Origin of the sequence: Synechococcus sp. R70.1 (genome assembly GCF_047461675.1) — a bacterium.
GTDB lineage: Bacteria > Cyanobacteriota > Cyanobacteriia > Thermostichales > Thermostichaceae > Thermostichus.
Window position 1 is genome coordinate 88,722 of the sequence record NZ_JANSHR010000068.1, and the last position, 24,030, is coordinate 112,751.

Genomic DNA, 24,030 nt, shown 5'->3' on the forward strand with positions numbered 1-24,030 from the left:
GCCCACAGCCGCACTTGGGGGGAGCTATAAACCTCCCTGAAGCCCGGCAGCCCCTCAAAATTGAGCTCAGGCCAAAATTGCAGGATGCGATCGGCGCTCCGCAAGGGATCCGCCAGCCCCGCTACCAAGAGGTAGTCCACCCTTTCCTGGGGATGCTGAAGGGCCAGGGCAAACTCGTACTGGTGAGGAGTAAGGAAAGAGCGGGGATCCCTTGCCCAAAAGATAGCCTCAAAGTGGATGTCGTCGTCCACCAGCACTTTTTGTCCGGGCAACAGGTGGCGATAGAGATACTGCCCAACCTGGCGCTTTTCCTGCCGCAGCCTCCGCCAGTCTTCTAGGGCTTGCCCAGCAGAGGTTACTTCATACAGGTTTTGGGCAGCTTCCAACTCGCCACTAAGGGGCACTACCCCTGCCACCAGCCGCTCCCAGAGATCCCGCTCCTCAGCCACCAGGGGCATGAGGAAACCCGGCTCTTGGCTCACCCCATAACCGGCAGTGAGGCAGTTCAACCCCAAGAGGGCAGTGATCAACAGGCGCTTAGCCCAGCCGGGGCCGGCTCCGCGACACAAGTAGGCGCCCATCAGCAAAGGCAGCGGCACCCAGAAAAGGCCAAAGCGGCTCAGCTCCCGCAAAAACAGCCCCTGCCCTAGAGAAGCCAGCAGGATGACCAGCGGCATCCCCCAGACCAGAGCCCATACCCAGCGACCCGGGCCTCGGCCCAGCAGGGATCCCAGCCCCAACAGCAGATAGGCAGGGGCCAGCACCGCCAGCCATTTCCCAGCCTCCAGCACCCCCCGCCAGCCACCTACCTGCTGTAAGTCTTCCCGCAACTGGGGCAGCCGCAGGCCACTGCCCACCTGAAAGGTAAAGGCCCAGGGATCCCCCACCGACAGCCAGTTGACGTACAGCCAGCTCAGGATCAAGGCCAGACTGACAAAGCCTGCCACCAAAAGCGAGGTCCAGCGAAAGCCCCAGGATTCGCGGCGAAAAGCTAATAGCAGTGCTATCGCCAGCCAGGGCAGCAGCCAGCTACTTTCCCAGCGCAGCACCATCAGAGGCCCCAAGGTCAGGCCAATGAGCAGCAGCCGCAGCGTAACGGGCAGCTCATCCTTCTCCACTGCTTGTTTCTCATCGGCCAGGGGAAACAACAAGGCCATGTTCACCCACAGCAAAAGCGAGGTAGCTGTCCAGGTGGGGCTACGCAGCAGCATCAGGATCAAAGCCGGCTGCAGTAGCAGCAACAAGCCCCACAGCCAGCGCCACCCCAGGCCGGCGGGCAGACGGCGCAACTGTTGCCCCATCCAGCCCAACAACAGGGCTCCCAAAATGGCCTGCAGCAACAGCGGCGATCGCCCCAAGATGGCTGTGGCCAGCACCAGGGAGGGGGGGAAAGTGGTGCCGACAATGGGCAGGCGCGGATCCGGCCCCAGGGCGGCTACGGATCCCTTGTAGCCAAGAAACTGCATCTCCAGGCTTACCCAGCCCCAGCCTTCCTTGAGCCCCCACAAAAGGCCAGCTAGGAGCAGCAACGGGATCCCGATGGGCGCAAAGAGCCTCCAGAAGGCTTTAAGCTGAGTTGCAAACATAGATGCTTCGTGAACAAATTCAACTACTAAACTTAACAATTGAGCTGGGAGACTTGGATCCTCTAGAGAATCCCAAAAGCGACTGGATGCCAACAAGCTTCAGAAAAACCATTGGGTGATGGGTGGGTGTTTTTGGGGATCCCTGCAGAGCCGTATTTTCGAGGCGTTTCTTCTACGCATTTTGGCGTATTGGGTTCAGCAAAATGGTCGATGAAAAGTTGCTGGGCTGCAGGTGAAGATAGGAAGGTCTTTGAACGGGGACAAGGTGTGACCTCAATGCTACAGTCTGCGCGGGACAGGGACAACGCGGCAATTCCAACGCTGGAGCTTTTGCCCTCCCAGGCAGAAGTCCGACCCTGGGGAGCCTTCTGGGTCTTGGATGAAGGGCCGATGTATAAGATCAAGCGCATCGAGGTCAAGCCTGGCCATCGCCTCAGCCTGCAGATGCACTACCACCGCAGCGAGCACTGGATCGTGGTCAGGGGCACAGCGAAGGTTACCCGTGGAGAAGAGGTGATGCTGCTGAGCTCCAACGAGTCCACCTACATCCCCCCCTGTACCAAGCACCGCCTGGAAAACCCTGGCACTACCCCTTTGGTCGTCATCGAGGTGCAAAACGGGGAATATTTGGGAGAGGACGATATTGTACGCTTCGAGGACGACTACGCTCGCACATAGGGTAGGCCCAAGACAAGAAAGCTCTCTTGTGACCGGCTAATAACTTCTGAAGCCTGGACGGCTGCTCCCACCTTAGCGCTAGGCTTTGTCTGTGCACGCCTAGGGATCCAAACAAACAAGGAAAAGGGTGAGCCAGAAGAGAAAACAGTGGGCGCTGCTCGTTGCCAGTTTGCTGTGCTGCGTGCCGGTAGAGGCAGGACAGGCAGAGCCTCTTTCGTTCCAAAGGCTAGGCTACGAGCGCTCGGTGCTGCTGCAGGGATCCAACCCGCGCCTGGATGTTACTGTCCCTGCCCCCCTCAACGGCCTTGACCCCGAGGCCAGCTTTGTGCAGTTGCGCCTGACTCCCTCGCCGGTGCTGAAGCCGACTTCCACCGTGCGGGTGCTCATTAACGACGAGCTGGCCGGGATCTTTCTGGTGCGAGATTTGCGGCAGGAGCCAGTGGTGCGGGTGCCGATCCCAGATCTGCCCCCTGGTGAGCGCTTTATTACTGTCTCCGTCCAGCCTTTTTTGAGCATCAGCGATGACATCTGCGCCGATCTCAACACCGGCAATCTGTTGCTGACGGTGGGGCGGGACAGTTTCTTTGAGCTGGCGCCCCTCGTTCCGGATACCACGGTGGCTGGCTTTCTGCGCCTGGTATACCCCCAGCTCACTTTGGTGGTGCCAGCCAACCTCACTCCTGAAGCCGCAGAAGCGGCCCTTTGGCTGTATAGCTTGCTTTCCCACCTCTTTCCCCAGACCCCTATTCTCTGGAGCAGCCGCCCGGTTACAGGAGCGCAGGTTACCCTAGAACCGGCCAACTTCACCCCCCACCTGCAGCATGAAATTACCCCCGAGGGATCCCGCCTACGGGTAGCCGCCCGCCGCGAGGCCATTCTTGCCCTCTACGAGGAGTGGAAGCGGGCAGGTCTGGTGAGCCGAGGGATCCAGGTGGCAGCAGTATCCGATTTGGAGAAGGCTCTCAGGGCCAACCGCCTCAGCTTCCGTGAGCTGGGGATTGTGGATCCCATGTTGCGGGGGTTTGGCAGCCAGTCTTTGGTCTTCAACTTCAGCCTGTCCCAATTAGGGGGACGACCGCGGGATCTGGCAGCGCAACTGGATGTGATCATGAACCCGGTGGATGGCCGAGTGGGGGATCGCCTCACCGGCTACGTGTTCTTGAATGGCGTTCTGTTGCGCACCTACAACCTAACCGGGCGCACCCAGCTCAACGAAACTGTGACCCTGCCCACCCGCCTGTTGCGCCGCTTTAATCAACTGGAGCTCCGCTTTGACTATGGCGCCAGCCCCGGTAATTGCCAGGGATCCCTGACTCCGCTGACCCTACAAGTGCGCTCGGATAGCTCTGGCCTTCTCTGGAGCGGCTACCAAGCCCCTAGCGGCGAGCTGCAGGAGATCCCAGCGGTGCTGCAGGGATCCGGACGGGTTGGGCTGGGGGATCCGCAGTTGCTGCCGGCTGCTGCCTATTTGGTTGGGGCCCTGAGCCGGCTGGCCGCCCGACCGCTTTTGCCCGCCGTGAAGTTTCTGCCCAAAGAGGGAGGCAAACTGGAGAGCGGAAACTTCGCTTGGCAAATCCTGGTAGCCGCCCCGGAGCAGGTGGAGCTGAATAGCCCCATCCGGCTGGGATCCCAGTTTGAGATCCTCAATCCCTTAAACCAGCAGGTGGCCCTGGCTGCTCAACCACAAGAAAACCTTGGCCTGCTGCAGTACTTTTTGGTTCAGGGCAAGCCCACCCTGTGGCTGTCTTGGTGGGGATCTGACCCGGCTTTGGCAGAACGCCTCAGCCGTGGCCTTGCCGATCCGCGCAGTCGCCTAGCCAACCAACTGCAGGGAAATGTGCTCACTGCCTACGCTGCCACCCCCCAGCTCACCCAGGTACAGAGTTGGGATCTCACACCCCAAGGCTATCGAGTGCGCTACCCCGGTCGCTTCAGTTGGCAGCTTTTGTTGTGGCAGTACCGCTTTTGGCTGGTGCTTTTGCTGGCCATCCTGCTGGCTGTGGGGGCATGGGACACCTATCGACGTTTGGCCCGGCGACCTGAGCCGCCAACCCCCTCGTAGGGGGCTAGTCACGGACTTGCGCTTAAGCCAGACTGAAGCCGAACCCCAACCTAGAGGCCATGCTGCAGTCGATCAAGTCCTGGCTGGTGCAGACAGGCTACCTCACCCGGCAGCAACTGGCAGCAGCCGAGGACTACCGGGAAGCAGTGGGCTGCTCTTTGGCCAGGGCTCTTTGGAGCTTGAGGGCAATGCACCCCTGTCAGTTTGCTCGCCTCTGCTGTCAGATCTTGGATCGGCCCGAGCTGAGGAGCTGGTTGCTCGAGCATCCCCTCGACCTAGAGCTGCCTTGGCTGATCGAGCCTATCGATCTGGTGCCGGTGCGCTTTCTGCCCTGTGGCTGGCTCGACCCGCAAACCGTAGTGGTTGCTACCGAGGAGCCGGGCCATCCCATTGTCTGGCAAAATGTCAAGCGCCTCTGCCCCGAAGCCGATCGGATTTGGGAGATCCCGGCCACCGAAAAACAGATTCTGACCGCCCTCATTGAACACAAGCTGGCCGCCGATCTGCTGGGCAGCCGTCTTACCTTAGAGCAGTGGCAGCAGGCTTTGGACATCCGCCGCCGCACTGGATCCAACCTGGGGCAGGTGCTGACCCGTCTGAGCTACCTCTCCACCCCCGAGTATCTCAGCATCCTAGCCCATTTGCTGGGCTACCCAACGGTCTCGCAACTGATGGGAACGGGGCTGCTTCATCGGGAGGAGAATCTGAGCCAACAGTTTGATCCTGAGGTGATGATGCGTCACCTGTTCTACCCCCTAGCCTGGGCAGATGAAAATGCTCTGATGGTGATGGTGAATGACCCCCTGGACTGGGAGGTGGATGAGATCCTCTACGCTTGGCGGCCAGGGTTGCGAATTGAAAAGGTGCTGGGCAGCGAGCGGGATATCACCCAACTCCTCAGCCAAGACCAGGGATCCCGCCTTAGCCAAGAGGCAGTCTACAAGCTGCTGACCCGCCTGCCGGAGGAATCGGCCTCGCGGGTGTTTACCCCCTCCCAAATTGCGGTAGGCTACGGCCTGCTGGTGCTGCTGCTGTGGGGGTTGGCCACTGCTCCCTGGACGACTCTGACCATTTTGGTGCTGCTGATCAATCTTTTTTACGTCGCTTCGATCCTGTTCAAACTGCTGCTCAGCCTGGTGGGATCCGCCGATCGCTTCCACCAGATCTCCGATGAGGAAGTGGCTGCCCTCGATGACCGCACTTTGCCCATCTACACTATCCTGGTGCCGGTCTACAAAGAGCCAGAAGTCATCCCGATTCTCATCAACTCCCTCTCCAAGCTGGACTACCCCCACGAGCGCTTGGATGTGATTATCTTACTGGAGGAAAACGACCAGGCCACCATCGAAGCCGCTCGGGCCGCCAAGCCTCCCCGCTACGTGCGCCTACTCATCGTGCCAGATAGCAAGCCCAAGACCAAGCCCAAAGCCTGCAACTATGGCCTAGCCTTTGCCCGCGGCGAATACCTCACCATCTACGACGCTGAGGATATCCCCGACCCCGACCAACTCAAAAAAGCAGTCATCGCCTTCAAAAAAGGGGATCCCAGCTTGGTCTGCGTCCAGGCTGCCCTCAACTACTTCAACCGCAACGAGAACTTCCTCACCCGCATGTTTACGCTGGAGTATTCCTACTGGTTTGACTACCTCCTGCCAGGCTTGGAAACTCTGAAAATGCCCATCCCCCTGGGAGGCACGAGCAACCATTTCCGCACCGACCGCCTGCGGGAATTGCAGGGGTGGGATCCCTTTAACGTTACCGAAGACGCCGATCTAGGCATCCGCGCCAGCCAGCACGGCTACACGGTAGGGGTGATCAACTCCACCACCTACGAAGAGGCCAATTGCGCCCTCAAAAACTGGATCCGGCAGCGCTCCCGCTGGATCAAGGGCTACATGCAGACTTGGCTAGTCCACAACCGCCACCCCCTGCGCTCGTTGCGCAAACTGGGCCTTAAAAACTGGCTGGCCTACCAGTTTTTCATAGGGGGCAGCTTCTTGACCTTCCTCAGCAGCCCCATTATGTGGCTGCTCTTTTTCTACTGGCTGCTCACCCGTGCTCATTGGCTGCAAAACATTTTCCCGGGTTGGCTGATCTACCTAGGCTTGTTCAATCTCCTGGTAGGAAATGCCATCGGGATCTACCTAAACTTGGTGGCTGTCTTCCGACGCGGCTACTACGATCTGGCCTTCTATGCCCTGCTCAACCCCATCTACTGGCAGCTCCACTCCATCGCAGCCTATATGGCCCTGTGGCAGCTTTTTACCAAGCCCTTCTACTGGGAGAAGACCGTCCATGGCATAAGCAAGTTTACCCACGCCAAAGTCCAGGAAGCCACCCAAAAAGCAGGCTAGGCTGCTGACTTGGCTTTCCAAGCCGTGGGGGCGAAGTTAAGGACAGCCGGCGCCCCTTTAGAAGCTGTAGTCCGAATCTACAATCACAGCGCAACCACGCGGGTGGAGACAGCTAGCCATAATCACCTTAACGGCAAAGTTTCCCTCGTAGGGTGCTTGCACAATGGGGAAATCGTCCAAGAGTTCGTCTGTAGCCAACACTTGACCACTGGCATCGTAAAGCACCAGATCCACATCGAAGCAATCCCGATCACACTGCGCCCAGATGTTTTCACCTTGGTAGAAGTAGCCTGTAACTACGGTCGATTGTCCATTAAGAAGCCACAAACTACGGCTCTGAGCCCAGGCGGCAGCACCCCCGACAACCGCGGCTGCCCCTATCAGGCTTGCCATCAACCAGCCCCGCACCGAAGCCATAGGCATGCCCTCCTTACTGAAGAACGGAGAAAGAATGGATTTGGCTACAGGGATCCCCCTCAACACCCACACTCTAGCAGCCAACTCTGTTTCTCCCGAATGATCCAGATCACGTTAAGGATCCCATGTTGAAAATCGCAAAAAAGGGATCCCGACCAGAGCGGGGATCCCTTGATTTCGATCAGAGTAGGGTGGATAAAATCTGCCTAAAGCCCTCTATTTTTCTAGGCCGGAGCTGTCTAGCTCCTCACTGGGGCAGAATCAGTTCTCCGCGGCGTCCCAGGGGATCGGTCAGAACACTGCCGGTGGGGCCTTTGATTTGAATGGTGCAGCGGCTGCCGGACACTTCGATGACGTTGTAGTTAGGCACTGCCAGCTCCAAGAAGCGCAGGTTGCCCGTTGTTACGCCAGGGATCCCGCTCACCTCTGGATTGGCAGGGTTCACAGGGGCCAGAAAGCCATTCACAATCCGGTAGTAGAGGCGGCTGGCGTTGGGGATCCCTAGGCGATTCCCTTCTTCATCGATGCTTAAAGCGGTAACACTCCGTCCCGTGGGGCCAGTCCATACTTCCCAAATGGGGTTGCTGCTGCCGGGGTTGACCTGGCCGATGAAGCCAGCATGGTTGTTGCCGGTTAGGAACACCACGTTGCGGATGTTGTTCTGCTCGATAAAGTCGATCACCTCCTGCCGCTCCAGCCAATAGCCCTCCCACACGTCGTTGGAGCGGAAATAGGTCACTGTGATGGGAAACTCGCTGACGATGAACTTGTAGGTGGCAGTGGAGTTGCGCAGGCCGCTGAACAGCCACTGCTTCTGCGGCTCTCCCAAGAGGGTGCGCGGCGTGCGGCGCAGCAGGTTAAACAGCGCCTGTTCGGATCCCGGCGGGCCAAAGAAAAGGGTCTCCTGCTCGGGCGTGAGGCGGATGCCGGCCAGCTCCAAAAAGCGCTGACGAGTCAGGCCAGGGGGCAAGATGGGCAGGATCGGGGTCACAGCGGCCAAGTCGCGGTACTGGCGCAGGTCGAGGATGAAGACTTCGGCGTTGGCGCCGTAGCGGAAGCTGCGAAACAGCCGATCCCGGCTATCCACCCCCGGCACATCCGTCAAATTCGGGTTCATGGGGCTGTATTCAAAAAAGGCTTGGTAGCCTAACACTCTAAGATCTTCCACATCGCGGGTTTGCCCGGTGGCGTCGTTAAGCTGGACGGCGCGACCGCCGCGGGCCTTCTGGCCGCTGTAGTTGTCGATCACCTCGTGGTCGTCCCAGTTGTAAACAAAAGCCGTGCGGCTGAACAACTGGGCAAACTCCGACCCGGCATATTCGGGATCCCGCTGATCCCGATAGAGGCTGCGGTAAAACTCAAGCGTTGGTATCGGATCCAGACCCAGCCAGAAGCGATCCGCGTAAACGGTGTCGCCGTTGAAGGCGATGAAATCGATGTCGCCGCGGTTGACCTCTGCCAGCAGGGCCGCCCCGATGGGAAAAGGAGGCTCGTTGGCGCAGCTAATGTGCAAGAAACGAATGGGCCGCCCATCGCCTGGAGCTGGCAGGGTGCGGAACTGGCCCACGGGGCTGGTAAACCCCTCGCTAACAAAACGGTAGAAATAGCGCTGCGCCGGTCTTAGGCCGGTGACGACGGTGCGGACAATGTAGTCGCCTGGCTCGGTGCGGTAGTTGCGACCGGCCACGCGGCGGGCAGTGAGGGAAACCTGCTGCAGAATGGGGCTGAACCCAGCATTTTCCGCCACCTGCAGCGTCACCGCCACCGTATCCACGCTGCTAGCCGGCACCACCCGCGTCGAGAGCACCGCCCCTTCCGGGGTGGGATCCCCGGCAAACACCCCCTGGGGAAATCCCGGCTCTCCCAGCGGCGGGATAGAAGAACTGGAGGTGCCCCCACAGGCGGCCAGGGCAGCTGCCCCACCCCCAAACATCAACAACTGCAGGAAAAAACGACGGGAGCTCAGGGAACTCATAAGGCTAACCTCAGCGACGCCGGCAAATGTAAAGGGATCCGCAACAATGGCTAGTTGCCTCTAGTCAAGCACTTTTGCCCCCGAACGGAGGTTGTGGATTGGTGAAAGCTGGGTTAGCTTCTGTTTAAGAACGCCGAGCTCCGTGCCCTAGCTTTTTGCAATCCTGCTTGCCTCTCCCTTAGCCAATCTGGCTGCGCAACTGCCGCAGCAGCCGCTCAAACTCCTCTGGCAAGGGAGCGGTAAACTGCAGTGGCTGGCCAGTGCGTGGGTGAACAAAGGAGAGCTTCCAGGCGTGGAGAGCTTGGCCGCTTAGCTTGACGGGGCTGGTTTTGCTCCGGGTGTAGAGGGGATCCCCAACAATGGGCAGGTGCAGGTGGGCGGCATGCACCCGAATCTGATGGGTGCGACCGGTCTCCAGCTCAAACTGCATTAGGGTGTAGTTGCCCAGGCGCTCCAGCACCTGCCAGTGGGTTACCGCTGCTCGCCCTTGGCCGGGGGGCAGGACGGCCATCTTCTGCCGATCCACCGGGTGCCTCCCAATGGGGGCAGAGATAGTGCCTTGGCTCTGGGCAGGACGCCCGAACACCACTCCCAGGTAGATGCGCCGGGCAGTTTTGGCTTGAATTTGGGCCTGCAGGTGCTGGTGAGCCTGATCGTGCTTGGCAATCACCAGGGCGCCGGTGGTGTCTTTGTCCAGGCGATGGACAATCCCCGGACGCAGTTCGCCGTTGATCCCCGAAAGGTGAGAACCATGGGCCAGCAGCGCATGCACCAGGGTGCCGCTGGCGTGTCCGGGAGCAGGATGCACCACCAGGCCGCGCGGCTTGTTGATGACAAGGAGATCCTCGTCTTCGTAGAGGATGTCCAAGGGAATCGGTTCCGGCTGCAACGAGGTTGGGGTGGCTGGCGGGATCCGCACCTCGATCTGATCCCCCGCTTGCAGGGGGCGATCCTTATCCAGGCAGGGCTGACCATTGAGCCAAACCTGGCCCTGGCGGATGAGCTGCTGCAGGCGCGAGCGAGACAGATCCGGCAGTTGTTCTGCCAACCCGCGATCCAGCCGCAAGCCCTGCTGTTTTTCCGTCACTGTCACCCGGCGAATTTCTGCCACTGGATCTCTGGGGTCTTCCATTTGCCCTGTTTCCGCAAACTGCTGCTTTGAAAACATTGTGGCAGAGCGGTTACTTTTGCATTAGGTAAAAAAGGTCGAAGATTTGTGTCAGCTTTCTCAGCAGGATCTTGGCAGGATTGGCTTTGTGTCATCTCCTTCTCAGGTTTCTCTAGGGGGCTGTGCCGGGATTTTAATCAGAGAAAAACCCTAAGTACAGTGGGAGTATAGCCCCTTAAAGCCGGTCCAGATTCCGGCTGGGGAAAGTTTCTTGCTACACGCAAGTGTTGCAACACTTATTACACAGTTGGTCCGCTGGGTACAAGGAGGCAAGGCATGTTGGATGGAGCAGCGCTGGGGTCCCCGCTTCAGCAACCCCCTCAACGCCAGCTTGGCTCAGAGCCGCCCTTGGTTTTGTCTCTCACAGAGGTGGGCCTACGGGATATTGCTCAGGTAGGGGGGAAAAACGCCTCCTTGGGAGAAATGCTGCAGCAGCTAGCCCCCAAAGGGATCCGCGTGCCCCTGGGGTTTGCCACCACCGCCCATGCCTACCGCCAGTTCATTGCCGCTGGCGGCCTCGAGGAGAAGCTGCGGGAGATCTTCAAGGACCTGGACATCGAGGATGTGCGGAACCTGCGCGAGCGGGGCAAAGCTGCCCGCACCTTGATCCTGCAGACACCTTTCCCACTGGAGTTAGAGCAGGCCATTGCCGAAGCCTACCAGAAGCTGTGCGAGCGCTACGGCCCTGACACCGATGTGGCGGTGCGCTCCAGCGCCACGGCGGAAGACCTGCCCGACGCCAGCTTTGCCGGCCAGCAGGAGACCTACCTCAACGTGCACGGAGTAAAGGCGGTGCTGAATGCCTGCCACCGCTGCTTTGCCAGCCTGTTTACCGACCGGGCCATCTCCTACCGCCAGATCAAGGGCTTTGACCACTTTCAGGTGGCCCTCTCGGTGGGGGTACAGAAGATGGTGCGCTCGGACTTGGCCTGTTCGGGGGTGATGTTCTCCATCGACCCAGAAACCGGCTTCAAAGACGCGGTGCTGATCACCGCGGCCTATGGCCTGGGGGAAAACGTGGTGCAAGGGATCGTCAACCCCGACGAATACGTGGTCTTTAAGCCTACCCTGAAGCAGGGGCTGCGGCCCATCCTCTCGCGCAAGCTGGGCAGCAAGGCCCTGAAGCTGGTCTACGACGAGGAGGGATCCCGTTTCACCAAAAACGTACCCGTCCCCGAAAGCCTGCGCCGGCAATATGCCCTCAAGGACGACGAGATCCTGGAGTTGGCTCGCTGGGCCTGCCTTATCGAAGAGCACTACTCGGCGCTGCGGGGCCGCTTCACTCCCATGGACATCGAGTGGGCCAAAGATGGGATCACGGGCGAGCTGTTCATCGTCCAGGCCCGCCCCGAGACGGTGCAGTCCCAAAAAGCCGCCAACCGCCTCAAGACCTATCGCTTGACGCAGCCACAGGCGCGCCCAGAACCCCTGGTGCGGGGACGAGCAGTGGGGGAGGCCATTGGCCAGGGCACAGCTCGGGTCATTTTGGATGTGCGCCGCTCGGATCAGTTCCAAGCGGGCGAGGTGCTGGTGACGGAGAAAACAGATCCCGACTGGGAGCCAATCATGAAAAAGGCCAGCGCCATCGTCACCAACCAAGGGGGGCGCACCTGCCATGCGGCCATCATCGCCCGCGAGCTGGGGATCCCGGCCATTGTTGGCTGCGGCAACGCCACGCAAGTACTCCGCTCCGGCGATCCCATCACCGTCTCCTGTGCCGAAGGGGAGGAAGGGCGCGTCTATCCTGGCTTGCTGTCCTATGAAGTTACAGAGATCCCCCTCGAGGAGCTGCCCCGCCCCCGCACCCAACTGATGATGAACGTGGGCAACCCGGAAAAAGCCTTTGGCCTCAGCGAGATCCCTTGCGATGGCGTAGGTCTGGCGCGGCTGGAGTTCATCATTGCCAACCACATCCAGGTGCACCCTCTAGCGTTGGTTCACTACGAGGAGGCGGTCAAGGAGGAGCCGCGCCTGGCAGAGCTCACCGCCCAGTATTCTGACAAGCCGGAGTACTTTGTGGACAAGCTGGCCCAGGGAGTGGCCACCATCGCCGCTGCCTTCTACCCCAAGCCGGTGATCGTGCGGCTGTCGGACTTCAAGAGCAACGAATACGCCCACCTGCTGGGTGGATCCCGCTACGAGCCTCTCGAGGAAAACCCCATGATTGGCTGGCGGGGGGCCTCCCGCTACACCGATCCCCGCTATCGCGACGGCTTTGCCCTTGAGTGCCGGGCCATGAAACGGGTGCGGGACGAGATGGGCCTGACCAACGTCATCTTGATGATTCCCTTCTGCCGCACCCCCGAAGAAGGGCACAAGGTGCTGGAGGAGATGGCCCGCCACGGCCTGGTGCGAGGGGAAAACGGCCTGCAGGTGTACGTCATGTGCGAGCTGCCCAGCAACGTCATCCTGGCCGACGAGTTCTGCCAGATCTTCGACGGCTTTTCCATCGGCTCCAACGACCTCACCCAGCTCACCCTGGGGTTGGACCGCGACTCCGCCCTGGTGGCCCATCTTTTTGACGAGCGCCACGAGGCGGTCAAGCGGATGATCGCCCAGGTAATCCAGACCGTGAAAAGCCACGGGCGCAAGATTGGCATCTGTGGCCAGGCCCCCAGCGACTACCCTGACTTTGCCCGCTTCCTAGTGCAGCAAGGGATCGACTCCATTAGCCTCAACCCGGATTCCCTGCTGAAAACTCTGTTGGTGGTGGCTGAGGCGGAAGGCGATGGTACCCAATAGGCTCAGGGGGCTGCGCTGAGATCGCGTTGGCTGGGTTACAATCTTCTCTGCTGTGTTGCCATCCCCGCCATGATCCACGAACTCTCCATGCCGGCCCTCAGCTCCACCATGGAAACGGGCAAGATCGTTGCCTGGCTGAAAAACCCCGGCGACCGGGTGGAGAAAGGGGAAAACATCCTGGTGGTGGAGTCGGACAAGGCGGACATGGATGTGGAGTCCTTCCACAGCGGCATTCTGGCCAGCATCCTGGTACCGGCAGGGGAATCGGCGCCGGTGGGCACGCCCATTGCCCTCATTGCCGAAACCGAAGCAGAGGTGGCCGAGGCTCAAGAGAGAGCTAAGGCCCTCTCTAAGGGTGCTGCGCCACTAGCTACGCCTAGTGCAGCCTCTGTCCCCCCAGTGCAACGGCCAGCCTCTGCCCCTGCAGCGATCTCCACCTCCGCACCCCCAACTGGCTCCGACGGGGCCGGATCCCAGCGGATCCTGGCTTCCCCACGGGCAAAGAAACTGGCAGAGAGCTTGGGGGTTGACCTGCGCACTGTGCGCGGCTCTGGCCCAGGGGGCCGCATCGTAGCGGAAGATGTGGAGCGGGCCGCAGCTCAGGCTGCCTCTGCCCCGGCGGCAGCGTTTTCCTCGGCTGCTCCTCCCCCTGTCTCTGCGCCCTTGGGAGAAGTGGTTCCCTTGAGCACCCTGCAGGCGGCGGTGGTGCACAACATGAACGCCAGCCTGGGTGTGCCAGTGTTCCACGTCGGCTACACCATCACAACCGACAGCTTGGATCAGCTTTACCAACAGGTGAAGCCCAAGGGGGTAACGCTGACGGCCCTTTTGGTCAAAGCTGTGGCCCTCACTCTAGAAAAGCACCCCCTCCTCAATGCCAGCTACACAGAAAACGGGATCCACTACAAAGCGGACATCAACATTGCCGTGGCGGTGGCCATGGAGGATGGGGGCCTAATTACCCCTGTGCTCAAGCAAGCCAACCGAGTTGACCTGTACGAACTCTCACGGCGTTGGAAGGAGCTGGTGGAGCGAGCGCGGCGCAAGCAACTGCAGCCAGAAGAGTACAACAGTGGCACCTTCACCCTCTCCAACCTGGGCATGTTTGGGGTGGATCGCTTCGACGCCATCCTGCCCCCCAACCAAGGGGCTATCTTGGCCATTGGCGCTGCTCGCCCCACCGTGGTGGCTACGCCGGAAAAAGCCATTGCCATTCGCTCCCAAATGCAGGTTAACCTCACCTGCGACCACCGCGTCATTTACGGCGCCCACGCTGCGGCCTTCTTGCAAGATCTAGCCCAGTTGTTGGAGCAAAAGGTGGAATCCCTGACGCTGTAGAACTCAATAAGGGGCAGGCTGGGGTCTACCTCAAGAGCCTAGGCGTGGATGCCGACGCTAATGTTGTGGGTGCAGAGGACGAGAGCTGAGCAATCTCGGTCAAGCTCCGCCAGAATCCGCTCGCGCTACTCTCGGTACTAAAGCCAAGGGCACTGAGGTTGGCTAGCTCTGGCTCTACCGGTTCTCGCACATCGATGAGTTGCAGCGGGGCAGCCCCAGGATCTCTTAAGCGGGCAGCCAGCTGTTGCGCGCGACCGGGCGAATGAAAGAGAACATGGCTGACCTGTAACTTATCTGGATCCGTTCCTAGGATATACCGGCTCAGCATCTGCTCTGGGCTGCTTGCAAGTGGTCGTGGTTGGCCGACAACGCTAGAACTTCAAATTTCCCTACTGACTGCAGACCCTCTGCCAAGATCCCATCCCCTTTAGGAGGCTCTGCTTGAGAAGATTGATCCCAGGGGTCTATCGGGGCTCTGGGTGTCTTCAGTTCTGATAGGCTTGACTGATGGGAACTTGCCAAGGATCTTCCACCGATGGAAGGACTTCGTCCTACAAACAGCCAAGTATCCCAATCTATCTGGCCAGTTCGTTCCCTTTTGCTGACTCTGTTGGCAGGGATCGCTTTCGGCTGTGGAGGAGGCACAGGCAACTCTCCCCCTCTGCCGTCGCCAGGTAGTGGATCTGTCGTCCTGCAAGTGGATCCGGCCAGGGGCCCCTTTACCAAGGTGGCTGATGCCGTTGCAGAAGCGCAGCGGCTGCAAAATGCCACAGCAGGACTAGAGGTGCTGATCCAGATTTTGGGGGCGGGCAAGGAGAGACTGGAGAAGAACCTCGCCCTGGATGGAGGTGACGGCACCAATGGCGGGCGGATTCGGATTACCAGCTCTGCTGCCTACGAGATCCTAGCGGGGTTGTTCGATGTGGTTGTAGCCAGCCAAACTAGCCTGCAAGGGGTAGAGGTCGTGTTGGAAGGTGGAAAGATTCAGGTCAACGGTGGCACCTTTCAGCCGAGCAAGGTCACCCTCAACAACCCTAGCTCCAACATCTTGGTCAACGGCGATGCCGCCGTCTTGGAGGGAGCTTTCAACCAATTGGCCCAGATCTTCTGCCGGCAATTTTTGGATCCCTGTGTCCAGATCTCGGGCAATGGTCGCGTCGCCAGCATCTCAGTCATTGTCAGCAAGGCAGGGGGCGTAGGTGTAGGCACTATGCCGGGGAGCAACCCCCTCATTGAGAACAACGCGATCCGTCTGCAAGCTCTGGGGGCTTTGGCAGTTCGCTACATCGACAACTCTGGCGGGGTTTTCCGCAGCAACCAAATCGAAGGGGATCCACCCACCGCCGCGGCTAGCTTGGCGTTGCAAGGCCGGCAACAAACAGTTACCAGCGGCACCACTGGAATCCAACTGGATGGAGCGGGATCGGCTCCAGCTATTCAATTCAACCGGATCGGCGTGGGCGGGATAGCTGGCAGCGTTGGCATCCGCATTTTGCAAGGAACGCAAGCCCGCACCATTGCCGGAAATACCTTCCTAGCTCGGGGCGAGGGCGTGGGAGTAGCCATTCAAGTAGCTCCCGGCACGCCGGAGGCAGTAGCCGCCGCTTACTTGGCTGGCAACAACTTCCAGGGCAACTTTGCCGAGAGAGTTGGCAGTGGATCTGCGCCTACGCCGATACCGACAGCTAGACCTGTCCCAGTGCTGACTCCCCCGCCCGCTCCGAGGCCATCTCCAACTCCCCCAGTGCTCGGCACCAGCCCTATTCAGATGGATGTGGATGCCATCTTGGGCCTCCAACCCGTCCTCAGGCTTACACCTGACTGAGGTGAGATTGTTCCGGCGCTGTTCCTAGGTATCTGCAGCAGCTTTGGCCACTTTCTCTTCCGTCTCTTCGGCAGCTTTGGCCGCCTTCATTTCCGCCAGAATCTCCTCCGGTCGCTTCCCAGCTCGCTGGGATCCGGTAGGCAGGTCGTGGGGATCGATCACCCCCTTGGGCAGGTAGGCAAACTCCCGCAGAGGTGTCACCATTGGATCCTCTGTTACTTTAGAGGGCAAGCGGCCTAGCGCCACCTGATGGTAGTTCAGCTCGTGGCGGTCGTAGGTGGCTAGCTCATAATCTTCGGTAACCGAGAGGCAATTGGTGGGGCAAAACTCTACGCAGTTGGCGCAGAAAATGCACACTCCAAAATCGATGCTGTAGCTGTAGAGCTCTTTTTTCTTCAGCTCGGTGTTATAGACCCAGTCCACCACGGGCAGGTCGATGGGGCAAACCCGAACACAGATTTCACAGGCAATACACTTATCAAACTCAAAATGGATACGTCCCCGAAAGCGCTCAGAGGGGATCAGCTTCTCAAAGGGGTACTGAACAGTCACGGGCCGGCGGTTCATGTGGTCAAAGACGACCCCCATCCCCTGACCAATGTACTTAGCAGCCTTGAAGGCATCGCTTACGTATTCGCCAACGCGCTTTAGAAAAGTCATGACCTATTTCCTCTCCCTTGCTGCTTCTACTTTCATTAACCCCCGAAAAAGGTTGGGAAGGCCAGCTTCAAAGCTGCCGTCAACAGCAAATTGACAAACGAGACGGGCAGCAGAAATTTCCACCCCAAGTCCAAGAGCTGGTCAATGCGCACCCGCGGCACGGTCCAGCGCAAGAGGATAGCCAAAAACACAAAGATAAAGGCCTTGACCATCGTCATAACAATGCCCAAGGCTGCGGCTGCAATCTGCAAAAAGGGATTGTCTAGCGGGATCCCCATCCACGCCGCAATAGCTTCCACCGGCACCACGAAGGACCAGCCCCCCAGGTACAGCACTGCCGCGATTAGAGAAGCCAGCAGCAGGTTGGCGTAGGAGCCTAGATAAAACAGGGCAAACTTGATGCCGGAGTACTCGGTGTGGTAGCCAGCCACCAGCTCTTCCTCGGCCTCCGGTAGGTCAAAGGGAATCCGCTCCGTCTCTGCCAGCGCCGAGATCAAGAAAATGACAAAGCCAATCGGCTGCCGCCAGACGTTCCAACTAAGGATCCCCAGGCCACTTTGCTGCTCCACGATCCCCACGGTGTCTAGGCCGTTGCTCATCAGCACCACCGCCAGCACCGACAGGGCCAAGGGCAGCTCGTAGCTAATCGATTGGGCCGCCGCCCGCAGACCCCCCAGCAGGGAATACTTGTTGTTGGAGCCGTAGCCGGACATCAACAAGCCAATGGGCTGCACGCTGGAGGTGGCGATCAGAAAAAGGACGCCGATGGCGATGTTGGAGATCAGTAGATTCTGGCCGAAGGGAACCACCAGATAGCACAGAAAGACGGGCAGAAAAACCAGGATGGGACCCAGCGTGAACAAAACTGGGTCAGCTAGGCTGGGCAGTACATCTTCCTTCGTTAAGAGCTTGATGCCATCGGCAATCGGGATCAGTACCCCGTGGGGCCCAGCCATGTTGGGGCCAATCCGCTGTTGGGCCGCCGCCGAGATCTTGCGCTCCAGCCAGGTCATGACCATCACTCCCAAGGTGGCGGCGATAACCATGAGCACCATGGGCAGAGGTACCCATAGAGCGTGGGCAGCGCCTGGGCTTAGGCCCAAGTTTTGTAGGGCCATCTCAAAGCTGTGCTGCAAGTCGATGCCAGCAGTGGTCATGGAGTCAAGTAGCTCCCTAAAGACAGTGGATTGCAAATACTGCTAATTAGGTCTTGCCGTTGGGATCCGACTGGGGAGGGCGGTGGCGGCGGCGTAGCTCCTGTTGAATGATGGCCTGGAGGCGGGCATCGGATAACTCTTCGGCACGGCGACGCCTTTCTTCTTGGTACTTGGCCCATTGCTTGGGGCCAATAATTGCGGCAATGGTTACAACAATCAGGAGCGGCAGAACTAGGATCGCCCAGGCCATCGCCTTTGTCCTCGCTTTCCTAGAGTATCTTAGCGATCCACCTCCCCCATGATGATGTCGATGCTGCCCAGAATGGCGATCATATCGGCCACCTTCATGCCGCGAACCAGCTGAGGCAACACCTGGAGGTTGACAAAGCCAGGCGGACGAATCTTCCAGCGCCAAGGACAGACATTGTCGTCGCCAACAATGTAAATCCCCAGCTCCCCTTTGGCACTCTCCACCCGCACGTAGGCCTCCCCTTTGGGGATCTTGAAGTTGGCCGAGGGCTTCTTGCTGATGAACTGGTAGTCCAGTTGATTCCACTCCGACTTTGGCCCCTCCAGCATGCGTTTGGCTTCCAGATTTTCAAAGGGGCCGCCGGGCAGGGCCTTCACTGCCTGCTGGACAATTTTGCAGGACTCGCGCATCTCCTTCATGCGCACCCGATAGCGGGCTAGGCAGTCCCCTTCGGGGTAAACGGCCACCTCCCAGTCGAAGTCGTCGTAGCACTCGTAGTGGTCTACTTTGCGCAGATCCCAGTTGACGCCGCAGGCCCGCAGCATGGGTCCAGAGAGGCCCCAGTTGATGGCATCCTCCTTGGAAATGACCCCCACCCCTTCCAGCCGCCGCCGGAAGATGGGGTTGTCGGTAACCAACCGTTCGTACTCATCCACTTTGGGCAGGAAGTACTCGCAAAAGTCCAAGCACTTTTCCGTCCAGCCGTAGGGCAAATCCACCGCCACGCCCCCGACGCGGAAGTAGTTGTTGTTGATGAGGCGCATGCCGGTGACGGCTTCAAACAGGTCTAGAATCCACTCCCGCTCCCGCATGGCGTAGAGGAAGGGGGTTTGGGCGCCCAAGTCCGCCAAGAAAGGGCCAAACCAAAGTAGGTGGTTGGTGATGCGGGTTAGCTCCAGCATGATCACCCGCAGGTAGCTAGCCCGCTTGGGCACGCTGATCCCGGCCAGCTTCTCGACGGCGTTGACAGTAATGGCCTCGTTGAACATGCCAGCCCCATAGTCCCAGCGGGAGACGTAGGGCAGGTATTGCACCACGGTGCGGTTTTCGGCAATTTTTTCCATGCCGCGGTGCAGATAGCCAATCACGGGCTCGCAGTCGACGATGTTTTCACCATCGAGGGTGACCAGCAAGCGCAAGACCCCGTGCATGGAAGGGTGGTGCGGCCCAAAGTTGAGCAGCATCCGATCGGTACGAGTCTCGATCATAGGCATGGGCATGGCCACCACCTCCGCAATGAGGTTCATACTCTGCAACAATTGCAGTATAGCGGCTTTCCCACTTTTCCTCGATGGCTTTAGACATCAAGGATCCCAATCCTCGCCATTGGCCTTGGCTAAAAAAGGAGGGAGGGCGATGACCGGTTCTTCTGCCAATGGCTCCTCTCGACGCGAGCAGCAACACCCGCAATACCACATCGATCGAGCTCTCCTCAACGAGCTGATGGCCCAGGAGGGCCCTCCCTCCGATTGGGCGCTGGCGGAAGTGGCCCGTCTGCGCATCCGTTACCATGGTTTCCCCGGCGCCTGGGATCTACAGAGAGATTTGGATCAGATCCTGGAGCGGTGGGGCCTCAGCGAAGAAGATCTATTCGCCCGCACTCGCCAAATCCACGCCCTCGGCCAGGTGTACGACCGCAGCTTTACCACCCGAGACGATTGGGCTTAGGGGAGACTTCTAGCGGCCAGCTAGGAGGCCTGGAGTTGCTCGGCAAAAACGGGATCCAGAGGCACATCCAAAGCGGCGATGACCTTGGTCCAGAAGTTCATGAAGCCAATCCAGGCCGAGAGCTCCACCAGATCTTCGTCTGACCAAATAGCTTTGAGGCGGGCAAAGAAGTTGTCGGTCACCACCATGCTGGGCACGGTCATGCGCTCGGCGTACTCGATGGCTAGCTTCTCGGCTTCAGTGTAGAGGGAGCTGGTGCGGGCCTGCGCCACCGCTGCAATTTTGGCTGGGGGAACCCCCAGTTTTTGCGCCTGCAGGGTGTGGTAGGGCAGGCAGTAGTGGCGGCAGCCGTTGATCTGGGCAATGCGGATGCTGATCAGTTCTTTTAGCTCCTCAGGCAGGTTGGGATTTTGCGTGTGCAGCGCCCCATAGAGGTTCATCACCGCCCGCATCAGTTGAGGCTTGTGGGCCATTACCTGCAAGGGGTTCAGGGCAGTGCCGTAGGTTTTTTCCAGGCTTTCGTAAACCTTCTGCAGTTGCTTGTCGGCTTTCTCGGGAGTAACAGGAGGGATCCGCATGGACTGTCTATAGCAATTGCCGCATTCTCGACTTTAGCGCGTTTGGGAGATCTGCCCAAGCCTTCCACCCTCCTGTCCTGGCTGCTTTCTCTTCGCAAGCCCCAGTTCAATTGCCCAAGGACTGCTCAATGGCTTCCACCTGCTGCTGGGTAGCGGTGACTCCTTGGTTGAGGGTTTGTTGCAGTTGATCCCGCGACTGGTAGATCTGCAGCGGCCCTCCCTGCGGGATCCCTTGCTGGGCGGCCTCGGGACTGGCCTGTTCCGGCCTCGGCTCCGAGCTCAAGGGGTTGCGGTAGAGGCGGTTGACCACCAGAAAGCCCACCAGCACCGCGGCAGCAGCCACCAAAAGTCGAATCATAGGGGATCCCTTGCAAACCGCTAGTTCTAGACCTAGAATGCCCCAAAAGAGCGACGAGTATCAGAAGGCTAGGAGCCCTCTCCCCACGAAGAAAGTAAGAGCAACCTCAACAGGTCTCTAGGGGCATGGATCCCGTTGGCTCCCAGTTGTCAGCCGGGTTGGGGCAGCAAAGTTGACGGGCCTCTGTCCCTTCAGTACGATAATGGATCTAGCTGGGCGAGTGGCGGAACTGGTAGACGCACCGCACTCAAAATGCGGCGGGAAACCGTGTCGGTTCGAATCCGACCTTGCCCATGGCAAAGTGACCTGCCTGCTTCCACGACCTGCAGCTAGCAGCAGAGTTCACCTCCACTACCCCGCTTTCAAGCGGCGCACCAGTTGCCAGCCCTCCACCTCGGCCAAAGGCTGCAGCCCCAGATTCTGGATCGATATCTGCTGAGCTTGGACAGGAGAGACCCACAGGTAATCCCCATGTTTCCCTGCTTGCAGGGCCTGGTTATCCACCCACCGTCCTGGGTTGGGGGTGTAGAAGGCAAGGGCCTGGGCCTGACAGACGTCCGCTAGGCCGCTGCGGCCAATGTCCACCGTGGGAAAATCAGGGTCTGCAGAGCCCAGCATCTGTTTCCAGTCCATCTGGGCAAAGGCGGGATTGAAATTGCCGAAGTCAGGCCGCAGGACAATGCTGACCACGGCGAGGAGGCTGGCAGCTAGAAGCGTGCCCACCCAGAGTTCGCCGGCATAGTGCAGCACCCGCCGCCAGCTCCAGATCGCTGGCAAGAGCAGATACAACAGGCCGATCGCCATCAATGGCCAAGCGTGGGGTTGGAGCAGACCCAGTCCCTCGACGTCCCGCTTGAGGGCCAGCCCCAAACCCAAAAGCAGGGTTCCCACCGCCGCCAGCCCCCAAGAGAGCACCTGGGCCACATGGGGTCTGTCGCGGCGAGAGCCTCGTCCTGCTGTTGCCGGCAAGGCGGAGCGGAGCGGAAATGGCAGAGCTTGATCCAGAACCACCCCCGCTAGGAGAGCTAGCCAGGGATAGAGCTGTACCGTGTAGTAGGGCGTTTTGGTGGGATAGAGCTGCAAGAGCAAAAACAACAGCAGGGGGAAAGACCAAACCAGCAGGGTGGATCCCGGCTTTTGCCGCAGCAGCAGCCAGCCTCCCACCAAGGCCAAAACCGTCCAGGGGAAGCCATGGATCGGGATGTGCCAAAAGTAATACCAGCCGGTGGCATCGGCATGGAAGGGTTCTTGCCCCAGATCCCACACCTTCCCCACCAAAGCAGCTAACACCTTTGGGCCGTGCACCCCTACAGCCGGCACTAGCCACAGGCCAAAGATCCCCAAGCCCAGGCCAATTGCCAGCCAAAATTGGGCAGATCCCAGCCAGTGCCGCCGCTGCTGCCACAGGTAGGGGATCAAAGCCACCGCCGGCAGCAGGATCATGGCGCTCTTCATCAAAAGGCCCAGTCCAAAGGCCACTCCCGCCAACCAGAACCAGCGCCGGTGGCCGCGGATGCCGTTCACTAGGCCTAGGATCCCCAGGAGCTCCAGGCAGGTTAGAGGCACATCCTGACCCACCAGCCGCCCCTGCTGCACCCAGAGGTAGCACAGGGGCAAAACTGCCATTCCCAAGAGGGCCGCCCGGCTTGGCAAAAAGGCCCGCCCAATCCAGCCGATGAGGGGGATGGAAAGCAAAGCCGCTAGGATCCCGGGCAGCCGCGCCGCCCACTCGTTTACGCCATAAAGGGCAAAGCTGAGGGCCACGCTCCAGGTAAGTAGGGGAGGCTTCTCAAAAAAAGGCTCTCCCAGAAAAGTTGGCCCCAGCCAGTTGCCTCCCCGCAGCAGCTCGCGAGCCATCTGGGCGTAAAAGCTCTCGTCACAACCAGCCAAACTGGGATCCGCTCCCGAGAGCACAAACAGCGGCACTGCCAGGCCCACGATCAATAGGCTCAAAGCCCAAAAGGAAAACAGATGCGGGTCGCGGCGAAACTGCACAAAAGAACTAGCTGGGGGCAGGGATCCCCGGCGAGGAGAACTGCCCAAGCGGTTGGGGTTGCCGAAGGGACGCATGAACAAGACCTCTGGAACGGCACCAAGTGGCGGCTCTAACCAGACTAGACTCTGCAGAAGGAGATCTGGCCTTTTCTTTTTACGGAAGCTCCAGGGATCCAGGAACGCCCTCCAGGCTGGCTGGCAGAGAGGTTAGTCCCTGAAACCAGCTGAAAAACTGCTCGGCATAGGGTCGAAGGGCAGGCTCCAGGTAGTAGAAGTTCTCCGCCCGATCCGTAAACTCCCAAAACTCAGAAGCAGTGCAGTAGAGTTCCTGGCGGATGATCTGCAGTCGGGCCAAAGGCTCCTGTTGCATATCCTCATAGATCAGCCTGGCCAAATCCTCCCGCCCACGGCTGAGGAAATAGGCTGCTAGCCGCGCCTGGGTTTTCCGGATCCCGCGCAGGGTCATTTCCTGCTGCTCGCTTTCCGGGTCTTGGTCCAGGTGGAGCAGGACTTGTAGGATGGCCTCCGTTGTCTCTGACTGCAGCGCGCAGCTGAGTTGGGCCAGCACCCCTAGGTCAAAGCCAAAGGTTTCAGAAAGGAAAAGTAAGCCGGCCTTGTAGGCCACTAGGCTGTAGTAGCGAAAATGGCCGACCATCTCCAAGACCAACGCCGACTGCTGATGGCGCAAAGCGGCCTCGGCCAGCAAACGGTACTGCTTGAGCAGGTTGTAGCCGCTGCGGATATCCCGTGCGTTGATCACCGCCCGCAGGTAGGTGTTGAAGAACTTGATCACCCAGCCGACCAGCCGGAGCTCTCGGCTTTGCAGGGCGCGGATCCCCAGCTCCCGCGTGTGAATGGCCACCAGAGTACTTGCTTGCCGCATGCCATTCAGGCCCTCAGTAAACAGGGCCTGATACTGCCGCCGGATCTTCAGCTCCAGCCAGGATCCCTCCGCTTCGATTTGGCGCAGCAACCCCTCATCCACTGAGGCAAAGTCGGGATCTCGCCACAGCGCTGGCGTCCAGAGAAACCAGGAGCGGGGTAGGTGTGCCTTGTGCTGGGCATAGAACATCCACAGGGCCTTTAGGCTATCCAAGGCTTCCAGGAGGATGACCTCCTCCCGTTGGCGCAGGGCGCTGATGGCAATACTTTTGATTTCATCCAAGGCCGAGAGGCAGCGCTGATGGGCGGCAGCGCAAGGTTGTAGGGCAGAGGGCTG

Annotated in this window: 19 protein-coding genes and 1 tRNA gene; 8 read left to right on the top strand and 12 right to left on the bottom strand. The window is 59.5% G+C overall.

Annotated features, from left to right (window positions below; all coding sequences use genetic code 11):
• On the bottom strand, positions 1–1,586 hold a 1,586-nt coding region (locus NW807_RS08615), incomplete at its 3' end, for a hypothetical protein (RefSeq protein ID WP_414425839.1).
• A gap of 276 nt (positions 1,587–1,862) precedes the next feature.
• Between NW807_RS08615 and NW807_RS08620 the strand changes: the two genes are divergently transcribed.
• The 3 genes from NW807_RS08620 to NW807_RS08630 all read left to right on the top strand — a co-directional run bounded on the left by NW807_RS08620 (position 1,863) and on the right by NW807_RS08630 (position 6,680).
• Complete coding sequence (locus NW807_RS08620; protein ID WP_414425840.1) at positions 1,863–2,264, top strand: cupin domain-containing protein; 402 nt, start codon at positions 1,863–1,865, stop codon at positions 2,262–2,264.
• Positions 2,265–2,391: 127 nt separating this feature from the next.
• Positions 2,392–4,326 (top strand): cellulose biosynthesis cyclic di-GMP-binding regulatory protein BcsB, encoded by a 1,935-nt coding sequence (locus NW807_RS08625; protein WP_414425841.1) that lies wholly within the window; start codon positions 2,392–2,394, stop codon positions 4,324–4,326.
• A gap of 59 nt (positions 4,327–4,385) precedes the next feature.
• Positions 4,386–6,680, top strand: a complete 2,295-nt coding sequence (locus NW807_RS08630; protein ID WP_414425842.1) for a glycosyltransferase — start codon at positions 4,386–4,388, stop codon at positions 6,678–6,680.
• A 57-nt stretch (positions 6,681–6,737) separates the two neighbouring features.
• On the opposite strand, the gene NW807_RS08635 is transcribed toward NW807_RS08630, so the two are convergent.
• The 3 genes from NW807_RS08635 to NW807_RS08645 all read right to left on the bottom strand — a co-directional run bounded on the left by NW807_RS08635 (position 6,738) and on the right by NW807_RS08645 (position 10,204).
• A complete protein-coding gene (locus NW807_RS08635; protein ID WP_414425843.1) occupies positions 6,738–7,103 on the bottom strand; it encodes a hypothetical protein in 366 nt (121 codons plus the stop codon).
• Positions 7,104–7,344: 241 nt separating this feature from the next.
• Entirely contained in the window at positions 7,345–9,072 is a 1,728-nt protein-coding gene (locus tag NW807_RS08640) for an alkaline phosphatase D family protein (protein WP_414425844.1), read from the bottom strand.
• Positions 9,073–9,250: 178 nt separating this feature from the next.
• Positions 9,251–10,204 (bottom strand): RluA family pseudouridine synthase, encoded by a 954-nt coding sequence (locus NW807_RS08645; protein ID WP_414425845.1) that lies wholly within the window; start codon positions 10,202–10,204, stop codon positions 9,251–9,253.
• Between the two features lie 312 nt (positions 10,205–10,516).
• Here NW807_RS08645 and ppsA point away from each other — a divergent pair, with 312 nt between their 5' ends.
• The 3 genes from ppsA (at position 10,517) to NW807_RS08660 (ending at position 16,145) form a co-directional block, all read left to right on the top strand.
• Complete coding sequence (gene ppsA / locus NW807_RS08650; protein WP_414425846.1) at positions 10,517–12,982, top strand: phosphoenolpyruvate synthase; 2,466 nt, start codon at positions 10,517–10,519, stop codon at positions 12,980–12,982.
• A gap of 69 nt (positions 12,983–13,051) precedes the next feature.
• Positions 13,052–14,320, top strand: coding sequence for a dihydrolipoamide acetyltransferase family protein (locus NW807_RS08655; protein ID WP_414425847.1), 1,269 nt, complete (start codon positions 13,052–13,054; stop codon positions 14,318–14,320).
• 727 nt (positions 14,321–15,047) lie between these two features.
• Complete coding sequence (locus tag NW807_RS08660; protein WP_414425848.1) at positions 15,048–16,145, top strand: right-handed parallel beta-helix repeat-containing protein; 1,098 nt, start codon at positions 15,048–15,050, stop codon at positions 16,143–16,145.
• Between the two features lie 24 nt (positions 16,146–16,169).
• Here the strand turns inward: NW807_RS08660 and ndhI are convergent, their stop codons facing one another.
• From ndhI to NW807_RS08680, 4 genes are read right to left on the bottom strand one after another with little or no spacing between them, the layout of a single operon-like run.
• On the bottom strand, positions 16,170–16,805 hold the full coding sequence (gene ndhI, locus NW807_RS08665) for an NAD(P)H-quinone oxidoreductase subunit I (RefSeq protein ID WP_414425849.1): 636 nt from the start codon (positions 16,803–16,805) through the stop codon (positions 16,170–16,172).
• Between the two features lie 35 nt (positions 16,806–16,840).
• On the bottom strand, positions 16,841–17,962 hold the full coding sequence (nuoH, locus tag NW807_RS08670; protein ID WP_414405576.1) for an NADH-quinone oxidoreductase subunit NuoH: 1,122 nt from the start codon (positions 17,960–17,962) through the stop codon (positions 16,841–16,843).
• Between the two features lie 46 nt (positions 17,963–18,008).
• Positions 18,009–18,212 (bottom strand): hypothetical protein, encoded by a 204-nt coding sequence (locus tag NW807_RS08675; protein WP_414393585.1) that lies wholly within the window; start codon positions 18,210–18,212, stop codon positions 18,009–18,011.
• A gap of 29 nt (positions 18,213–18,241) precedes the next feature.
• Positions 18,242–19,426 (bottom strand): NAD(P)H-quinone oxidoreductase subunit H, encoded by a 1,185-nt coding sequence (locus NW807_RS08680; protein WP_414393799.1) that lies wholly within the window; start codon positions 19,424–19,426, stop codon positions 18,242–18,244.
• 142 nt (positions 19,427–19,568) lie between these two features.
• On the opposite strand from NW807_RS08680, the gene NW807_RS08685 reads away from it, so the two are divergent.
• The gene (locus NW807_RS08685; protein WP_414405575.1) at positions 19,569–19,880 is read left to right on the top strand and encodes a DUF3288 family protein; all 312 of its coding nucleotides are present in this window, start codon (positions 19,569–19,571) and stop codon (positions 19,878–19,880) included.
• A 20-nt stretch (positions 19,881–19,900) separates the two neighbouring features.
• Here NW807_RS08685 and NW807_RS08690 read toward each other — a convergent pair whose 3' ends face one another.
• On the bottom strand, positions 19,901–20,458 hold the full coding sequence (locus tag NW807_RS08690; RefSeq protein ID WP_414425850.1) for a carboxymuconolactone decarboxylase family protein: 558 nt from the start codon (positions 20,456–20,458) through the stop codon (positions 19,901–19,903).
• A gap of 106 nt (positions 20,459–20,564) precedes the next feature.
• Entirely contained in the window at positions 20,565–20,816 is a 252-nt protein-coding gene (locus tag NW807_RS08695) for a hypothetical protein (protein WP_414425851.1), read from the bottom strand.
• Positions 20,817–21,030: 214 nt separating this feature from the next.
• Between NW807_RS08695 and NW807_RS08700 the strand changes: the two genes are divergently transcribed.
• Positions 21,031–21,110: transfer RNA gene (locus tag NW807_RS08700), tRNA-Leu, on the top strand.
• Between the two features lie 57 nt (positions 21,111–21,167).
• Here the strand turns inward: NW807_RS08700 and NW807_RS08705 are convergent.
• Both NW807_RS08705 and NW807_RS08710 read right to left on the bottom strand, forming a co-directional pair.
• Positions 21,168–22,886: an ArnT family glycosyltransferase gene (locus tag NW807_RS08705; protein WP_414425852.1), complete on the bottom strand. Its 1,719-nt coding sequence runs from the start codon at positions 22,884–22,886 to the stop codon at positions 21,168–21,170.
• A 79-nt stretch (positions 22,887–22,965) separates the two neighbouring features.
• Positions 22,966–24,030, bottom strand: a 1,065-nt coding sequence (locus tag NW807_RS08710) for a hypothetical protein (RefSeq protein ID WP_414425853.1), incomplete at its 5' end; no start/stop codon positions are given.